Below are 17,529 nucleotides of genomic sequence, written 5' to 3' on the forward strand. Positions count from 1 at the left end.
CGTCGTCCTGGGCCGACCGTAGGACGGGGGAGGTTGGTCGAAGGTTGGTCGCGTGCGCACCCACCTACCCGATCGGGTAGGTCTGCTCCGTCGACCTACCGTGCACCCCGACGTGGGGCTACGGTGACCGGATGAGACCGGGAGGGATCACGTCGACGACGACGAGCCGACACCGACACGCGGACCCGGAGTCCGCGTCCGAGGTGACCGGTCCGTCCGACGGCCCCTTCCTCCTGAAGTTCCACGCCCCGGAGATCCTCTTCGGCCCCGGCTCGCTCGACGAATCCGGCCGTGCCGCAGCGCGATTGGGCGCGCAGCGTCCATTCGTCGTCTCGGACCCGGGCATCGTCGAGGCGGGCTGGGTCGACGAGCTCGTCCTGCTCCTCCGGGCCGAGGGTCTCCAGCCGACGGTGTGGACCTCGGTGACTCCCAACCCCAAGGACCACGAGATCGCCGCCGCCTACGAGCGCTACCTCGAGGTGGGTGGTGACGTCATCGTCGCCATCGGAGGGGGTTCCTGTGCCGACGCGGCGAAGGGGGTCGCGGTCCTTGCGGGCAACGGCGGCGACATCCGCGACTATGCGGGTATCGACAAGGTCGACGCGCCGATCCCGCCGGTGCTCATCATCCCGAGCACCTCGGGCACGGGCGCCGACGTCTCGCAGTTCTGCATCGTCACCGACACCGACCGCCGGGTGAAGCTGACGATCATGGGCCGCGCCCTCGTCCCGGACATCTCGATCACCGACCCGCGGCTGCTCACGACGATGCCCGAGGACCTCAACGCCGCGACCGGTCTCGACGCGCTGACCCATGCCGTCGAGTCGTACGTCTCCCGGGCGCACAACCCGATCGCCGACGGTCAGGCGCTGAGCGCCGTGGGGCTCGTCTGCGGCCACCTGCGCGAGACGATGGACCACCCCTTCGACCTCGGGCCGCGGGGCAAGATGGCGCAGGCGAGCCTGCAGGCCGGCATGGCCTTCACCAACGCGATCCTCGGCGCGACGCACGCGATGAGCCACCAGGTCGGCGGCCTCCTCGACGCACCCCACGGGGTGATCAACGGCGTGCTGCTGCCGCACGTCATCCGCTACAACGCCCGTGCGGCGCCCGACCGCTTCGTCGGGCTGGCGCGCTCGGCCGGGCTGACCGTCGGCGACGTGCCGGGCGACGAGGCCGCCGAGCTGCTCGCCGACCACGTGCGCCGGCTGGCCGACGACGTCGGCGTCCCGCGGGGCCTGCGCGACCTCGGCGTGCGGGAGGAGGACCTCGACTCCCTCTCGGCGACCACCCTGGAGGACGCCTGCCTGACGACCAACCCGCGGGCGGCCGACCAGGACGACATCCGGGCGCTCTTCCGGGGCGCGCTGTGAGCACCCCGCGGTCGGCCCACGACCTCGAGGCGCTCACCGGTGTCCGCTCGGGCAAGGGGTCCTACTACCGCGCCTACGTCCGCTCCGACGAGCGCACCCAGCGGGCCGTGCGGGCGATGGACTCGATCTCCCGGGCGCTCGTGCGCACCCACGAGGGTCCGCGAGGACTCCTCGAAGAGGTCGTGCGCGCGGCGGCGTCCCACCTCGAGGCGCAGTGGATGATCCTCGCGATCGCCGACGGCCGGCTCATCGGGGCCCGGCCCCGCGTCCTCGCCCTGGCGAAGGGGGAGACCACCCCCGTCGACGACGAGGAGCAACTGCCGCCGATGGTGCGCCGCGAGCTGGGCGCGATCCGTGCGGGTCTCGCGGTGCGCACGGCCGACGAGGGGCCGTGGGTGCGGGTGCCGGTCGTGCTCGCCGGGACCCCCGTCGGCGCGCTCGCCGGGCTGCACGGCCTGGCCGCGGACCCCGAGCCCGGCGACCTCGCGGTGCTGCGGATCCTCGCCAACCAGGCCGCCGTCTCGCTGCACACGTCGGAGCAGTATCTCGAGGGCCAGCGCCAGCACCGCCGGGCGCAGAGCCTCTACGACGAGGTGCAGGCGCAGGCCCGCGACCTCGAACAGCGCACCCACGAGCTGCACCGCCTCGAAAAGAGGCTCGAGCTGGCCCGGCAGCGCGAGCTCATCGACACCGAGCGCGGCCGGATCGCCCGCGAGCTGCACGACTCGGTGACGCAGTACGTCCTCTCGGCCGGCATGGCGGTCGAGATCGCGCGGGGCGAGGTCGAGGCACGGTCGGGGACCGCCGACCCGATGCACGAGCAGCTCGTCACCGCCAAGGACCTCACCCAGCAGGCCGTGAGCCAGCTGCGCCGGGCGATCTACGCGCTGAGCCGCTCCCAGGGCGAGACCCTCGCCTCGCTGCCCGACCTCGTCCGCGAGGTCGCCGAGCACCACCGCAGCCACCTGCAGGTCAAGGTCCGCGTCGCGGGCGAGGCCGAGCCGCTGGGCGCCGACGCCGAGCACGACATCGCCCGGGCGGTCGGCGAGGCGATGTTCAACGTCGCGCTCCACGCGCAGGCGACGCGGGCGGTGGTGCGCCTGCACTACCGGCCCGACGAGGTCGTCGCGTCGGTGGCCGACGACGGCTGCGGCGACCCGGTCGTGCTCGGGCGGCTGCTGCGCGTCGAGCGTCGCAGCACCGACGGCAGCCACCGCGGCCTGGCCAACATCGAGGCGCGGGTGGCCGACCTCGGCGGGCGGGTGCGGTTCCGCCGCGCCCGCATCGGGGGAGTGCGGGTCGAGATCCGGGTGCCCGTCCCGTCGGACGGCGAGCGGCACAGCCTCATCGAGCAGCTCGCGCAGGGTGACCGGACCGGTGAGAGGGGACGAGCATGACGACAGCGACGAGCACCACCGACGAGGACGAGATCCGGCTGCTCCTCGTCGACGACCACGCCATCGTGCGCCAGGGCCTGCGCTCGGTGCTCCAGCGCGAGGAGGGCATCCGGGTCGTCGGCGAGGCCGAGGACGCGGCCCGGGCCAAGGAGCTCGTGGCCGAGCTCTCCCCGCAGATGGTCTGCCTCGACCTCAAGCTCTCGACCTCCTCCGACAGCGAGGGCATCGCCCTGTGCGAGGAGCTCACGACGCTCCACCCCGACATCGCGGTGCTCGTGCTGACGACCTTCCTCGACGAGCGGCTCGTGCTGCGGGCGATCCGGGCCGGCGCGCGTGGCTACGTCGTCAAGGACGTCGACACCTCGGGCCTCGTCCGGGCGATCCGTGACGTGAGCCGCGGGGGCAGCGCCTTCGATGCCCGGTCGGCGGCCGCGATGGTCCGCGGGCTGCACGGGGCGGAGGAGGAGCAGCCCAAGGAGCTGACGAGCCGCGAGCTCGAGGTCCTGCGGCTGCTCGCGTCGGGCCTGTCCAACAGCAAGATCGGCGCCGAGCTCTTCATCTCCGAGACGACCGCGAAGTTCCACGTCGGCAACATCCTGCGCAAGCTCGGCGTCTCGCGCCGGGCCGAGGCCGTGTACGCGGCCTCCAAGGCCGGCCTGCTCTGACCCCCTTCGCTCAGGCGAGGTCGAGCACGAGCCAGCCCCCGTGGTGCTCCTCGACGGCGAAGGGGAGGCCGGTGCGCAGGCCGTAGGCGGCCAGGTCCTCGCGGGTGAGGGTGCGCACGTGACCCCACAGCTCCTCGGGCTCGTCCTCGTAGGGAACGGCGATGACGACGCGGCGGCGGGCGAGGCGGACCGCCTCGGTGACGACCCGCCAGCCGTGCTGCGGCTCGAGGTGCTCGAGCAGGTGGAGCGCGACGACGGTGTCGGCGCACCCGTCGGGCAGCGGCACGTGGGCGGCGTCCGCGGTGAGCGCCTCCACCGGCGTGCCGAGTTGCGCCGAGACCTGCTCGAGCAGGCGGATCGACCCTGCGGAGACGTCGATGGCCGTCACCTCGCGGGTCCCGGCCTGGCGCAGGGAGAAGAACCCGAAGCACGAGCCCAGCTCGACGACCGAGTCGCCGACGAGCACCTCCTCGGCGCGCGCGTAGACGGGGGCGTACCCGGCGACCGCGCCGTGCATCCCCGCGGAGGGCGAGTCGGCGAGGTCGGTCGCGGCCTCGATCGTGCGCAGGCTCGTGCGGTAGAAGTGCTCCCACGCGCTCAGCGGGTCGTCGGCGGACGTCAGGACGATGCCCGTCATGATCCGCTCGAAGACGTCGGCGCCGCGCAGCCACCCGGGGCCGAAGATCTCCCGGGAGAGCAGCTCCGCGAGACCGGCGTGCACCTCCTCGAGGGGGACGCGGTGCGCGATGGCGACCCGGCCCCCTTCGTGGCTGATGTCGAAGTGCTCGGTCCGCACGGTCCGCAGGGTGCGCCGCGGCAGCTCGCCGTCGGTGCGCACGACCCGGACGAGGTCGTCGACGTAGGCGGGCCGCCCGGGGGCGAGCGGGTCGATGGGCCGCGGCTCGGCGCTCGCGACGACGGGGATCACGTCCCCGCCCCCACGGTCGCGGCGGACACGCGCTCGAGCCCGCCGAGGCTGCGCACCACCTGCACGCGGTCGCACGACTCGGCGTAGAGGGGCAGGTCGCAGCTGCCGAGGCCCCACGAGTAGCGCGGCTCGGGCGTGAGCCAGATGACCGAGCGCACCCGCCGGGCGATCTCCTCGAAGACCTCGATCCGCGGGTCGTTGCCGTTGTTGCGCCCGTCGCCGAGGACGATGACCGTCGTGCGCCGGTTGAGCGCGCCGCCGTACTGCTCGAGGAAGACCTCGAAGGCGGACCCGAAGTCGGAGTCGGCGTCGACGTCGAGCACCCCACCCGCGGGCAGGCCGGACATGACGAGCGACAGCGCCTCCTCGACGGGGTGGTCGGCGAAGAGGTCGGTGATCTCGACGCAGTCCTGGACGAAGGCGAAGGAGCGCACCTTGGCCGCGACGGACTGCAGCGAGTGGACGAGGTGGAGCATGAAGCGCGAGGTCTGCCGCACCGACAGCGAGACGTCGCACAGCACGAGCAGCCGCGGCCGGTCCTCGACCTTGCTCACCGTGACGGGGCGGAAGGGCACGCCGTCGTAGCGCATGTTGCGGCGCATCGTCAGCCGGCCGTCGATCGTCCCGCGGGCCGCGGTGTGCCGCCGGGGGCGGGGCGCGCCGTGCAGCGAGCGCAGCAGCCGGCGGATCGAGTCCTCGAGCGCGGCCCGGTCGGCCTCGTCGACGGTCTCGGCCTGGGCCGCCTCGATCTCGCGCATCTCCAGCTCGGCCTCGCGGGCCATGAGCTCCTCGAGGAACCCCTTGAGCCGCTCGGGCAGCGCGTCGAGGAAGGGCTGCAGCGCCTCGCGCAGCGCCGCCATCTCCGGTCCCTCGTCCTCGTCGCCCTCGGGCAGGTCGGAGGACTCGTCGAGCCACGCGAGCAGGGCCATCTCCTGCGCGACGCTCAGCTCGGCGTCGACCTGCATGCCCGGTCGGCGGGCGAGGTCGCCCGGTGCCCCGGGGTTGTGCAGCCGCGAGGTGGAGATCTGCACGCGCGCGGCCTCGTCGGGACCGGCCTGGGTCCCGTCGGACAGGACGATCTCGTCGGTGAGGTTGGCCATGTCGAGGCGGTTGGCCTCCTGGTGCAGGTTGTACTGCTGCGCCATGTCCTCGGGCCGGAAGAAGTCGTGCAGGTCGACCGGCTTGCCGTGCGAGTGACCGTCCTGAGGCATGTCGCCCGGCTCCTCTGACAGGGAGAACTCGGTGAGCTCGCCGTCGTCGGAGAGGTCGTCGTGGCTGTGCCCGTGCTCGGGGTCCTGGGTGAGCACCGGCCGCAGCGAGAAGAAGCGGTCGAAGGTCTCGTCGAAGACCGGCATGTCCCGGCGGTCCTTGATGAGGCTGACCGCGAGGGCGGCCCGGAGGACCTCGCGGTCCTCCAGGACGCCCGGCTGCGCGGCGGCTTTCAGCCCGTCGATGGCCTCGGCGACGCTCGCCGGGACACCGCGCAGCCGCAGGATCCGCACGAAGCGGTGGAGGGTGGTCTCCATCGTCGCTCCCTCCTCACAGGGGGCGCTTGCGCGCGCCCCGACCGGCGAAGGAGCGGTCGCCCTGACCCGGTGTCACCTTGCGGGAGGTCCCGAGACCCCCGGGTGCTCCGTAGTAGTCGGTGTCGTGGCGGCCGGGGGCGTCCTTCGCCTTGCGGGCCTCGCGCCCGTCGACGTCGTCGTCCCCGTGGTCGGAGCCGTGGGGATGAGGGTGGTCGTGCGTGTGGTCGTGCCCGTGCCCGTGGTCGTGCCCCTCGGGGACGACGGCATTGGGGTCGACGAGCTTGGGCAGCGCCTCGCCGGCACGGCGCAGGTCGCGGTCGTACTTGACGACGACGCTCAGCGTGTCCGACAGCAGGGTCGCGTCGAGCTCGTCGACCCCGAGGACGGCGAGCGTGCGCGCCCAGTCGATGGTCTCGGAGATGCTCGGCGCCTTGCGCAGCTCGAGCTCGCGCAGGCCGCGGACGATCTCGACGAGGCGCGCGGCGAGCGCGTCCTGCAGCCCGGTCTCCTTGGAGCGCAGGATGTCCAGCTCGCGCTCGGGGCTCGGGTAGTCGAGGAAGAGGTGCAGGCAGCGGCGCTTGAGCGCGGCCGACAGGTCGCGGGTGTTGTTGGAGGTCAGCACGACGAGCGGCAGGTGCGTCGCCTCGATCGTCCCGATCTCGGGGATGGAGATCTGGAACTCGGAGAGCAGCTCGAGCAGGACCGCCTCGAGGGCCTCGTCGGCGCGGTCGACCTCGTCGATGAGCAGCACGACGGGCTCCTCGCTCGTGATCGCCTCGAGGAGCGGGCGGGCGGCGAGGAAGCGCTCGGAGAAGAAGATGCTGTCGTGCGCCGAGATCTGGTCGACGGCCTCGGTGAGGTCGGCGGCGTCGGAGACGACCTGCCCGATCTTCTCCCGCAGGATCTGCGTGTAGAGCAGCTGCTTGCCGTAGTCCCACTCGTAGAGGGCCTTCGACTCGTCCTGGCCCTCGTAGCACTGCAGGCGGATGAGGCGGCGTCCGGTCACCTCGGCGAGGCTCTGGGCCAGCTGCGTCTTGCCCACGCCGGCCGGCCCCTCGAGGAGGACCGGCTTCTCCAGGCGGGTCTGGAGGAAGACGGTGGTCGCGAGCTTGCGGTCGGCGAGGTACCCGTGCTCGCGGAACTTCTCGATGGTGTCCTCGACGCTCGCGAGGGCGGGCACGGCGTCCGTCGTGGTGGTGGACATGGCGCTCCTGTCGGTGGTTCGTCCGGGGGTGCGGCGGTCCCCCTTCGTCCTCCTACCCGGTGGGGACGAAGGGGGACCGCCGCGGCTTGGTGAGGTGCGTCAGCTGATGAGGTCGTCGAGGTCACCGGTCATGCAGTGCTCGACGACGGGGCGCACGGTCTCGAAGGTGCACTCCTTGGCGTTGCCCGGGGTGCAGGCGTCGCCGAGGACGTGGTTGGTGATGCGGTCGACGTCCGCGGCGTCACCCTTGATCTCCGGGGAGTTCTTGTAGTACTCCGTCGGCCCGGTGCCCAGGCGGTTCTTGGAGTAGCTGTCCTGGGTGACGTCGACGAAGCGCTCGGGGATGCCCACGTCGCGCAGCAGCCGGATCGACGCCTCGAGCGCGGCGTCGGCGGCCTGCACCTTGGTCATGCCGTGGGTGTCGATGCCCATGGCCTCCGCGATGTCGGCGAAGCGGCCGTAGCAGGCGGGCATGTTGAAGGCCCACACGCGCGGCAGGGCGATGGCGTTGTTGAGCCCGTGGTGCGTGTCGTAGAAGGCGCTCACCGCGTGGCTGATCGAGTGGATGATGCCGAGGCCACCGGAGTTGAAGGCCTGGGCGGCGATGTACTGGGCGTACATCATGCCCTCGCGGCCCTTGAGGTCCTGACCGTTCCAGACCGCCTCGCGCAGGTTCTCGGAGGTGAGCTTGATGGCGCGGATCGCGTTGCCGAGCGAGGGCTCGAAGTTCAGCCGCGAGACGTAGGGCTCGGAGGCGTGCGCGAGGACGTCGAAGCCACACTGTGCGGTGTAGTCGACCGGGCAGTCGTAGTAGAGCACCGGGTCGTCGACGGCGAGGCTGGCGACGGACGCGTCGTCGAAGGCGACGTACTTGTGCGGGTTGTCCGGATCGGTCGTCGTGTCGGTGATGACGTAGGCCCACGAGGTCTCAGAGCCGGTGCCGGCCGTGGTGGAGACCGCGATGTGCGGCGGGTTCTTCGGGTTCTCGGACATGTTGAAGCCCTCGAACTCGTTGACATTGCGACCGTCGTGCGCGACGGAGATGCGCGCGCCCTTACAGGCGTCGTGCGCGGAGCCGCCGCCGATGGAGACGAAGGAGTCGCAGGAGTTCTCCTGATAGAGCGCCACGGAGTCCATGACGTTGTAGTCCTTGGGGTTGGACTCGACCTTGTCGTAGACGACGACCTCGAGGCCGTGGTACCTCATCGACTCGACGATGTTCTTGACGATGTCCGTGCCGCGCAAGCCGGTCGTCATGACGAGCGTCTTGCGGAAGCCGAGCTTGAGGGCCTCCGGACCGATCATCTCCCAGGCGCCGGGGCCCATCATGGCGCGCGGGAAGGGGTGGAACTCCTTGATCGGGAATGGCTTGAGCAGATCATCAACCTGCATGGCGGGTCTCCTTTGACCGGGGTGGGTTGCTCTCGGAACCTAGGGCGGCGGCGCACTGGCCGGACAGTCCAGAGTCCAGATCCCCACCCCCGAGGCAGGTGCCCACCTGTCCGATCGGGCAGGGCCCCCGAGAGCGTCCGGACGTGGGCCATCGCCCCGCGGTGCCGGCTCGGCGCGTGGGGCGCAGGGAGGGCCGCCGTCAGCCGCCGGGACGGCGGGGCAGGAGGGCTCCGAAGGAGCGTGCTCGCGCGGCGCCGACCCAGAGGCCGGCGCCGTAGGCGAGGTCGTCGAGGCGGCGGCTGATCGGGGCGTAGGTCGCCTCGGGGTGGTCGGTCCGGGCGACGACGACGTCGACGAGTAGTGAGGTGACGAGGGCGCGCCGCACGGTGCTGCTTCGGGTCGCGGCGACTGCGGCGAGCGGCCACCAGTGGCGCAGCAGCAGCGCGGTCTCCTGCCGGACGGCCCAGCCCAGGCCCTGGGCGCCGAGGCGCACGGCCAGCTCGCGCCGCTGCGGTCCCTCGGGCAGCCGCCGGTCGAGCGAGCGCACGCCCCAGAGCAGGCCGAGGCCGGCGACGGGCAGCGACCAGCGGCGACGCGCGAGCACCGCGGCGGCGGCGACGGCCATCGTCGCGGACATGACGGCGGGGGCGCCCTTGCGCCCGTGGCGCGCGGCGAGCCCGGCGCCGCCGGTGCCGTAGAGGAACTTGCGGCCGAGCCAGCCGCCGACGGTGGCACGGGTGTCGTGCCAGGCGATCTCGTCGGGGTCGTAGCGCACGGTCTGCCCGGCGTCGACGAGCCGCCAGACGAGGTCGACGTCCTCGCCGACGCGCATGTCCTCGGCGAAGCCGCCGGCGGCGCGCAGCCGCTCGACGCGTGCCACGAGGCAGGCGCTGGGCAGCCACCCGACGGCGGCTCCCGGCCGTACGGAGCAGGCGCGGCGTCCGAGGGCGAGCGAGGAGACCTGCTCGTCGTAGCGCTCGAACCACGCGGGGTCGTCGGCGCGGGCCCGGCTGCGCACGAGGGGCCCGACGAGCGCCACCTGGTCGTCGGCGAAGTGCCGGGCGAGCCGGCGCAGCATCGCGGTATCGGCCTGGACGTCGGAGTCGACGAGCGCGACGAAGGGAGTGTCCACCGCGAGCACGCCGGCGTTGCGTGCCCCGGCGGGGCCGAGGTTGACGGGCAGGGAGATGACCCGCGCGCCGTGGTCGGCGGCGACCTGCGCGACCACCTCGGGGTCGTGCGAGGCGTCGTCGACGACGATGCAGCGCAACCCGTCGAGGGAGTCGAGGGCTCGCGCGAGCTGCTCGGGCCGGTCGCGGATCGGGGTGACGACGGTGATCTCCGACGGGTCGGGGCCGGCGCCGTGGAGCACGGGGTCGGCGAGGTTGCCGTCGACGAGGCGGGCGACGAGGGGCTCGTCGGCGGGGCCGCGCACGACGAGGCGACCGTCGACGACGCGCTCGCGGGCGGCGGCGCCCAGGCGCACGGCCCGCAGCGGGGAGCCGCCGACGAGCAGGCCGTCGTCGTAGGCCCGCACGTCGTGGCGGATCCGGGCCTCGTAGCCGGGGGCAAACCGGGTGGTCATCCGCTGAACCCCCCGTCGGCGGCGACGACGCCGCCGTTGAGCGCGGCTCCGGCGGGGGAGCAGCACAGGCTCACGGTGGCGGCGATCTCGTCGGGGTCGAGGGGGCGGCGGAGCAGCTGGTGCTCGGCGAGGTGCTCGCTCGTCGTGCCGTAGAGGGCGGCCGTCGCCGCGAGCATCGGGGTGTCGGTGCCGCCGGGGCTCACGGCGACGGCGGTGATGCCGGTGCCGACGAGGTCGGCGGCGAGCCCGCGCACCATGCCGACGACGGCGTGCTTGGCGGCGTTGTAGGCGGCGAGGTGGAAGAGGCCGCGCCCTCCGGCCGCGGAGGCGATGGCGACGAACCGGCCGCCCGAGGGGTCCGGCCCAGCGAGCATCGCGGGGACGGCGGCGGCCGCGGTGTGCCAGACGCCGAGCGCGTCGACCTGCCAGAGCAGGTCGAGCTGGTCGGTCGGTGTCTCCCAGAGGGGTTGGCCTCCGGCGACGATCCCGGCGGCGGCGACCGCGGCGTCGAGCCGCCCCCACCGCTCGACGGCGTCGACGACCGCGTCGGCCACGGCCGCGGGGTCGCGCACGTCGGCGACCCGGGTGACGACCCGGCCGCCGGCTCGCGGGTCGGCGGCGACCGACTCGAGGTCGTCGACCGTCGGCATCGGGTAGGGGTGGGCGGTGGGGCCGGCGCACGCGTCGAGCGCGAGGACGTCGTAGCCCTCCTCCGCGAGACGAAGGGCGGTCGCCGCCCCCATCCCGCGGGCGGCCCCGGTGACGAGGGCGACCCGGCTCATGACGAGGGTTCCAGGGTGGGCTGCAGCGCCTGCGCGACGACGTCGTCGACCATCGCGGCGAGGACCAGCGCGCCCTCGGCGGCGCTCGCGCCGGTCGGGTCGCCGAGCACGCCGTTGGGCGAGACGGCGATGACCCCGCCGGCCATCATCGTGGGCAGGATCTCGGCGAGGGGCCGGGTGTCGCCGGGTTCGGCGCGGTCGAGGCGGACGGTCTCGGGGCGCAGGTGGAGCAGCAGCGAGGTCTCGGTCCGCCCGGCGTGCAGGTCGACGCTCTCGGTGGCGCACGCGGCCCAGCCGACGTCGTGGCCCTCGTCGACGAGCTGCCCCACGGCGGCGGTCAGCGCCTGGCCGTTGCCGCCGTGCCCGTTGACGAGCAGCACCCGTGGGGCCCAGGTGCGGGCCGAGCGGACGAGCTCGACGACGACCTGGCGCAGGACTTCGGTGCCGATCGAGATGGTCCCGGGGAAGTGCTGGTGCTCGCCGCTCGACCCGAGCGCGACGACGGGCGCGACCCACGCCGTCGTCCCCGCGGCGGTGAGCCGCTCGGCCACGCCCTGGGCGACGGCGGTGGCGATGAGCGCGTCGGTGTCGAGCGGCAGGTGCGGGCCGTGCTGCTCGATCGACCCGACCGGCACGACGAGGAGGTCCACCCCTTCGGCCTCCGCGGAGGCAAGGTGGGCCAGCTCGCGCGGCCGGTCGGGGGAGGGCATGCCCGTCAGCGCGTCGTCGCGGCCGTGGGCACACCGAGCTCGCGGTGGAAACCCTCGGGGACGAGCAGGTGCTCGGGGCCCAGCTCGGCGACGGAGGAGAGGGCGAGGCCGCGCAGCGCGGAGTCGACGCCGCCGTTGAGCAGGTCGAGGACGTTTTCCACCCCGGCCTGGCCGTTGGCGGCGAGCCCCCAGAGGTAGGCCCGGCCGATGAGGACGGCCTTGGCGCCGAGGGCGAGGGCCTTGACGACGTCGGAGCCGCGGCGGATGCCGCCGTCCATGACGACGTCGACCTGGTGGCCGACCCGCTGCGAGATCGGGTGGACCATGCGGATCGCGGCGGGGGTACCGTCGAGGTTGTTGCCGCCGTGGTTGGACACCGAGATGCCGGCGACGCCGACGTCGACCGCGCGCAGCGCGTCGTCGACGCGGGAGACACCCTTGAGGACGAAGGGGGTGCCGCTGATCTGCGACCACTGCTCCCGCATCCACGCGACGTCCTGCCAGGAGGGCGGCGGCGTGGTCATCCACTCGTAGTAGGCACCGAAGAAGGTCGGCGCCTCCCCTCCGGGCGGGGTGAGGTTGGGCGCGGTGAGGTCGGGCAGCTTGCCGGTGTCGATGAACTGGCGGCCGAAGTCGACGAGCCAGCGAGGCTTCGTCGCGACCTGCGGGGCGAGCCGGATCATCGCCTTGAGGTCGACCTTCTCGGGGATCTCCGGGCTGCCCCAGTCACGGCCGATGGAGAAGGACCAGTCGAGGGTGGCGATGAGGCCCTTGGCGCCGGCCTCGTGGGCGCGGGTCATCCGCTGGATCATCGTGTCGCGGTCGCCGGTCCAGTACATCTGGAAGAAGGTCGTCGCTCCGGTGTCGCAGACCTCCTCGACGGACTTCGAGGCGAAGTTGGACAGGCCCATGATCGTGCCGCGGGCCGCGGCGGCCCGGGCGACGGCGACCTCGCCGTCGGGGTGGACCGCCTGGACGCCGGTGGGGCTGATGATGACCGGCGAGCCGATCTGCTGGCCGAAGACGGTCGTCGACTGGTCACGCTCGGGCTGCTGGCCGACGACGTGCGGTGCCAGGCCGATCTCGGCGAAGGCGCTCTGGTTGTCGTCGCGACTCTGGCCGCGCTCCGACCCGGCGACGAGTGCGCCGTAGACGGGAGCGGGCAGCTTTTTGCGGGCGCGCTCCTGGGCGACGGCGACGGACTCGAACCAGGGGTTCTGCTTCCAGGGGTTGGTGAGCCACTCGGGCTTGTTCATCGTCTCGTCCTCGTCATCGAGGGTCGAAGCCAGCGAGCGGGCTCTCGGCGCACGGCGAGACCGGACGCGGCGGGGCAGCGGTCTCCCCTTCGGGCCGGCGGCGCATGAGCTTGAGCATCACGGGCTCGTTGCGGGTGGGGTTGGCCTTGGAGTGGTCCTGGCTGGCGGCGGGCACGGTGCGCTCGCCCGAGAGGGCGGACTCGCCGTAGCCCTGGACGCACTCCGGGTCGGGGCCGTCGAGCGGCAGGCCGGTGAAGAACTTCGCGGCCATGCAGCCGCCGCGGCAGCTGTCGAAGTGGGCGCACTTCGAGCAGGCGCCACCGGTCTGAGGGGAGCGCAGCTCGCGGAAGAGCTCGGAGTCGCGCCACACCCCGCCGAAGCCGCCGTCGGTGAGCAGGTTCCCGGCGTGGAACTGGTCGTGGATCGCGAAGGGGCACGCGTAGACGTCACCGACGGGGTCGATGAGGCAGACGACGCGGCCGGCGCCGCAGAGGTTGAGCCCGGGCAGGGACTCGCCGAAGGCCGCAAGGTGGAAGAAGGAGTCGCCGGTGAGCACGTCCTCTCCGTGAGCCATGAGCCAGTCGTAGAGCACCCGCTGCTGCTCCGGCAACGGGTGCAGTTCGTCCCACACGTCGGCGCCGCGGCCCGAGGGACGCAGCCGGGTCAGGCGCAGCGTGGCGCCGTAGCGGTCGGCGATGGCCTTGAAGTCGTCGAGCTGGCTGATGTTCTGTCGGGTGCAGACGACGGAGATCTTGGCGTCACCGAACCCGGCGGCCTGCAGGTTGTCGAGGGCACGCAGCGCCATGTCGTAGGAGCCGGGGCCGCGGACGTAGTCGTTGACCTCGGCGGTCGCGCCGTCGAGGGAGATCTGTACGTCGACGTAGTCGGTCGCGGCGAGGAAGGCCGCGCGCTCGGGGGTGATCCGGGCGCCGTTCGTCGAGAACTTCACGCCCACGTCGTGGGCGACCGCGTACTCGAGCAGCTCCCAGAAGTCGGGGCGGATCGTCGGCTCACCACCGCCGATGTTGACGTAGAAGACCTGCATCCGCTGCAACTCGTCGATGACGGCCTTGCACTGCTCGGTGCTCAACTCGCGCGGGTCTCGCCGACCCGAGCTGGAGAGGCAGTGGGCGCACTCGAGGTTGCAGGCGTAGGTCAGCTCCCAGGTCAGGCAGATCGGGGCGTCGAGGCCGAACTCGAACTGCTCGACGAGCGTGCCGCCCTCGGGGCGGGCTGGTGCCTGCCGGGCCGCGGGTCGGTCGGTGGTGAGGGTCATGCTGGCTCCTCAGGAGTCGGTGCGTGGGCGGATCATGCCGTTGGCGGCAAGACCCTGCAGCGCACGCAGGTACCCGTCGTGCTGCTCCTGCGGGATGCCCTCGGCGACCAGGGTGCTCTGCACGTCCGGGTGGTCGGCGAGGTGCTCCACGACGCGGACGAGCTCCGGTCGCTTGAGGAAGGACAGCTTGCGGTTGTGGAAGTTGTAGGCCAGGGCCCCGAAGGGTTCGGGGCGAAGCGCCACGGATGCCGACAGCTCCCAGGGCCGCATCAGCATCCGTGGCGTTTCCGCGTTCATCGCGATCATCGATCTCTGGTCGAGGCGCGGATCAGTAGACGCCGCACATGCCGTCGATGGAGACCTCTTCCACGAGGTCATCGGCGACTGCGTCGACCTGAGCGTCTTGCTCGAGACCGTCGTGCTGCTCGTCTGCCATGGTGTTGTCCTTCCGACGTCGCTGTCTGGTTCGGCCCAAGTTAGTGACGTGAGAGGACGGCCGTAACTGCCCTAACGGGTAGTCCGTGGCCTGCCCGGGTCGGTCAGGCGGGTGGTCAGGCGCCGCCCAGTGCCGCGTCCACGATGGCCCTGGCGTCCGCCTGCACCTGCGCCAGGTGCTCGGGCCCGCGGAAGGACTCGGCGTAGATCTTGTAGACGTCCTCGGTGCCCGACGGGCGGGCGGCGCACCACGCCGACTCGGTGGTGACCTTGAGCCCACCGATGGCCGCGCCGTTGCCAGGGGCCTCGGTGACCTTGGCCGTGATCGCCTCTCCTGCAAGGGAGTCCGCGGAGACAGCGGCCGGGGTGAGGGCCTTGAGGGCAACCTTCTGCTCACGGGTCGCGGGCGCGTCGACGCGGGCGTAGGCGGGCTCGCCGTGCCGCGCGACGAGGTCGGCGTAGTGCTCGCTGGGAGAGCGACCGGTGGTCGCGAGGATCTCGGAGGCGAGCAGCGCGAGGATGATGCCGTCCTTGTCAGTGGTCCACACCGACCCGTCGTGGCGGAGGAAAGAGGCGCCGGCCGACTCCTCGCCGCCGAAGCCGACCGAGCCGTCGAGCAGGCCGGGGACGAACCACTTGAAGCCGACCGGCACCTCCCACAGGTCCATGCCGAGGTCGGCCGCGACGCGGTCGATCATGGAGCTCGACACGAGCGTCTTGCCGATGCGCCGGCTCGTCCATCCCGCTCGCGCGCCGCCGTGCAGGTACTGGATCGCGACGGCGAGGTAGTGGTTGGGGTTCATCAGCCCCGCGTCGGGCGTGACGATGCCGTGCCGGTCGGAGTCTGCGTCGTTGCCGGTCGCGATGTCGTACCGATCGCGTTGTGCAACAAGGCTGGCCATCGCGGACGGCGAGCTGCAGTCCATCCGGATCCTGCCGTCCTTGTCGAGGGTCATGAACCGCCACGTCGGGTCGACGAGCGGGTTGACCACCGTGAGGTCGAGGCCGTGCCGCTCGCCGATCTCGCCCCAGTAGTGCACGGCCGCGCCGCCCATCGGGTCGGCACCGATCCGCACGCCGGCGTCCCGGATCCGTTGCAGGTCGACCACATCGGGCAGGTCGGTGACGTAGGCGTCGAGGTAGTCGTGGTCGGTCGCGATGGCCCGGGCCCGGGCGAAGGGAGTCCGCCGCACCTGCCGCAGCCCATCGCGCAGGTGTGCATTGGCCGCGTCCGCGATGGCGCTCGTGACGTCGGTGTCGGCGGGGCCGCCGTGGGGCGGGTTGTACTTGAAGCCGCCGTCGCTCGGGGGGTTGTGCGACGGGGTGACGACGATGCCGTCGGCGAGGCCACCCCCCTTCGCCGTGAGGTCCTTGCCCCGGTTGGCGGTGAGGATCGCGTGCGAGATCGCGGGCGTCGGGGTGTAGCCGTCGCGGGAGTCGACGAGGACGGTGACGCCGCCGGCGACGAGGACCTCGAGGGCGGTGGTCCACGCCGGCTCGGAGAGGGCGTGGGTGTCGCGGCCGAGGAAGAGCGGGCCGTCGATGCCGGCCGCGCGGCGGTGGTCGACGATCGCCTGGGTCGTGGCGAGGATGTGGGCTTCGTTGAAGGACGCGGTGAGCGAGGAGCCCCGGTGCCCGCTCGTGCCGAAGGCGACCTGCTGGTCGACGTCCTCGGGGTCGGGCTGGACCGCGTAGTAGGCGGTGACGACGTGGCTGACGTCGATGAGGTCCTCGGGCAGTGCGGGCTGGCCCGCGCGATCGGCTGCGCTCATGGTGCGACGCTACCGCCCTACCGCAGCACCGCCGCCAGCCGCGCGGTGAGCGGTGCCCGGGCCGGGTGGCGCCCATCGCCCAGCTCGTCGAGCGCCCGCTGCAGCACCTCGGTGTCGGCGACGACCTCGCTGTAGGCGAGGACCGCCGAGGGGTCGGGGTCGGTGAGCAGGCACTCGCGGACGGCGACGGCGAGGTAGTCGGCCGTCTCGGTGAGCAGCGGCGAGCTGGTCCCGGGGACGAGGTCGCCGCCGTAGGCGTCGACGGCGGCCCGGGCGTCACCGCGCCGCACGGCGGCCCGGACGGCGTCGACATCGCTCGTCACCGGCAGGTCGAGTCGGTAGGGGCGCGATGCGAGCCGGCCGCCGAGGGCCGAGCGCAGGTGGCTGACCTCCGACTTCAGGGTGCTCGTCGAGACCCGCTCGTCGCCGTAGAGGTGGGCGTGCAGCTCGCCGAGCGAGAGCCCGTCGGGGTGCAGCGCGAGGATCGCGAGGATCTCGACCTGGCGGCGGGTGAGCAGCAGGCGCGAGCCGTCGAGGTGGACCTCGCTCGCGCCGAGCAGCCGTAGGTGCAGCCCCTGCTGCGCTGGCACGGTCAGCGTCGAGGCGATCGACGAGGCGGGGATCGCCGTCTCGAGGAGACGCGCCAGCGCCTGGGCGGTGGCGGCGCCGATGGGGTGGCTGCGGTCCCACGTCGTCGACAGGTCGAGCACCCCGAGCTGGGCACCGGTCACCGGGTCGTGGACGGGCGCGGCCCAGCAGACCCAGTTGTGGATGATCGGGGCGTAGTGCTCGGCGGCGAAGACGGTTGAGACGGAGTCCGTGCGCAGCGCGAGGTTGAGCGCATTGGTCCCGACGCTGCCCTCGTCCCACCGGCCGCCGGCGACGAAGTTGACCTGCTCGGCAGCGCTGCGCATGACCCGCCCGCCATAGGTCCACAGGATCCGTGTCTGGGGGTCGGTGACAGCGACGACGAGGTCGCCGTCCTCGGCCGCGGACCGCAGCGCCCCCTCGAGCCGGGCGACCGCGGCCGACAGCGGTGACTCCGCGAAGAGGCTGGCGGTCTCCCCTTCGTCGGCCAGGGGGGCCGCGTCGACGCTGGCGGGCAGGTGCTCGGCGGACCGCTCCCACGACGAGAGGATCTCGGGGCGCACCTGCTCGGGGGCACTGCCCTCGCGCCAGTGCTCCCAGGCGCGCTGCAGCGTGCGCCGTCGGCCCGACTCCACCATCG

The 17,529-nt window shown here is 72.7% G+C and carries 16 protein-coding genes; 3 read left to right on the top strand and 13 right to left on the bottom strand.

The features are described 5' to 3' along the window. Positions 1-131: 131 nt before the first annotated feature. Genes JT1_RS15825 through JT1_RS15835 form a run of 3 tightly spaced genes read left to right on the top strand, consistent with a single transcriptional unit; the run spans position 132 to position 3,435 of the window. Positions 132-1,373, top strand: a complete 1,242-nt coding sequence (locus JT1_RS15825) for an iron-containing alcohol dehydrogenase (RefSeq protein WP_068328714.1) — start codon at positions 132-134, stop codon at positions 1,371-1,373. Beyond that, on the top strand, positions 1,370-2,770 hold the full coding sequence (locus JT1_RS15830; protein ID WP_082807720.1) for a MadS family sensor histidine kinase: 1,401 nt from the start codon (positions 1,370-1,372) through the stop codon (positions 2,768-2,770). The genes JT1_RS15825 and JT1_RS15830 overlap by 4 nt, the downstream gene beginning before the upstream one ends. After that, a complete protein-coding gene (locus JT1_RS15835) occupies positions 2,767-3,435 on the top strand; it encodes a MadR family response regulator transcription factor (RefSeq protein ID WP_068328717.1) in 669 nt (222 codons plus the stop codon). The genes JT1_RS15830 and JT1_RS15835 overlap by 4 nt, the downstream gene beginning before the upstream one ends. Before the next feature lie 10 nt (positions 3,436-3,445). Here the strand turns inward: JT1_RS15835 and mftM are convergent, their stop codons facing one another. The 13 genes from mftM to JT1_RS15895 all read right to left on the bottom strand — a co-directional run bounded on the left by mftM (position 3,446) and on the right by JT1_RS15895 (position 17,527). Then, positions 3,446-4,363 carry a mycofactocin oligosaccharide methyltransferase MftM gene (mftM, locus tag JT1_RS15840; RefSeq protein ID WP_068328720.1) on the bottom strand — a complete coding sequence of 306 codons (918 nt, stop codon included), beginning with the start codon at positions 4,361-4,363 and terminating at the stop codon, positions 3,446-3,448. Then, complete coding sequence (locus JT1_RS15845) at positions 4,360-5,889, bottom strand: VWA domain-containing protein (RefSeq protein ID WP_068328723.1); 1,530 nt, start codon at positions 5,887-5,889, stop codon at positions 4,360-4,362. Before JT1_RS15845 ends, mftM begins: the two co-directional genes overlap by 4 nt. Before the next feature lie 13 nt (positions 5,890-5,902). Continuing rightward, positions 5,903-7,093 carry an AAA family ATPase gene (locus tag JT1_RS15850; protein ID WP_068328725.1) on the bottom strand — a complete coding sequence of 397 codons (1,191 nt, stop codon included), beginning with the start codon at positions 7,091-7,093 and terminating at the stop codon, positions 5,903-5,905. A 99-nt stretch (positions 7,094-7,192) separates the two neighbouring features. Next, complete coding sequence (gene mdo, locus JT1_RS15855) at positions 7,193-8,485, bottom strand: NDMA-dependent methanol dehydrogenase (RefSeq protein WP_068328728.1); 1,293 nt, start codon at positions 8,483-8,485, stop codon at positions 7,193-7,195. Between the two features lie 199 nt (positions 8,486-8,684). Next, complete coding sequence (mftF, locus tag JT1_RS15860) at positions 8,685-10,070, bottom strand: mycofactocin biosynthesis glycosyltransferase MftF (protein ID WP_068328731.1); 1,386 nt, start codon at positions 10,068-10,070, stop codon at positions 8,685-8,687. Then, on the bottom strand, positions 10,067-10,852 hold the full coding sequence (locus tag JT1_RS15865; RefSeq protein ID WP_068328734.1) for a mycofactocin-coupled SDR family oxidoreductase: 786 nt from the start codon (positions 10,850-10,852) through the stop codon (positions 10,067-10,069). Before JT1_RS15865 ends, mftF begins: the two co-directional genes overlap by 4 nt. Continuing rightward, a complete protein-coding gene (mftE, locus tag JT1_RS15870) occupies positions 10,849-11,562 on the bottom strand; it encodes a mycofactocin biosynthesis peptidyl-dipeptidase MftE (protein WP_068328737.1) in 714 nt (237 codons plus the stop codon). The genes JT1_RS15865 and mftE overlap by 4 nt, the downstream gene beginning before the upstream one ends. Positions 11,563-11,567: 5 nt before the next feature. Beyond that, on the bottom strand, positions 11,568-12,818 hold the full coding sequence (mftD, locus tag JT1_RS15875) for a pre-mycofactocin synthase MftD (RefSeq protein WP_068328739.1): 1,251 nt from the start codon (positions 12,816-12,818) through the stop codon (positions 11,568-11,570). 13 nt (positions 12,819-12,831) lie between these two features. Continuing rightward, the gene (mftC, locus tag JT1_RS15880) at positions 12,832-14,094 is read right to left on the bottom strand and encodes a mycofactocin radical SAM maturase (protein ID WP_068328741.1); all 1,263 of its coding nucleotides are present in this window, start codon (positions 14,092-14,094) and stop codon (positions 12,832-12,834) included. Between the two features lie 9 nt (positions 14,095-14,103). Further along, positions 14,104-14,400, bottom strand: a complete 297-nt coding sequence (gene mftB / locus JT1_RS15885) for a mycofactocin biosynthesis chaperone MftB (protein WP_068328743.1) — start codon at positions 14,398-14,400, stop codon at positions 14,104-14,106. A gap of 22 nt (positions 14,401-14,422) precedes the next feature. After that, on the bottom strand, positions 14,423-14,530 hold the full coding sequence (gene mftA, locus JT1_RS18045; RefSeq protein ID WP_082807721.1) for a mycofactocin precursor MftA: 108 nt from the start codon (positions 14,528-14,530) through the stop codon (positions 14,423-14,425). 115 nt (positions 14,531-14,645) lie between these two features. Next, on the bottom strand, positions 14,646-16,301 hold the full coding sequence (pgm, locus tag JT1_RS15890) for a phosphoglucomutase (alpha-D-glucose-1,6-bisphosphate-dependent) (RefSeq protein ID WP_068328746.1): 1,656 nt from the start codon (positions 16,299-16,301) through the stop codon (positions 14,646-14,648). 17 nt (positions 16,302-16,318) lie between these two features. Further along, positions 16,319-17,527: a sigma-54-dependent transcriptional regulator family protein gene (locus JT1_RS15895; RefSeq protein ID WP_068328749.1), complete on the bottom strand. Its 1,209-nt coding sequence runs from the start codon at positions 17,525-17,527 to the stop codon at positions 16,319-16,321. Positions 17,528-17,529: the final 2 nt, after the last annotated feature.

The organism is Janibacter terrae NBRC 107853, assembly GCF_001591405.1.
GTDB classification, from domain to species: Bacteria; Actinomycetota; Actinomycetes; order Actinomycetales; family Dermatophilaceae; genus Janibacter; species Janibacter terrae.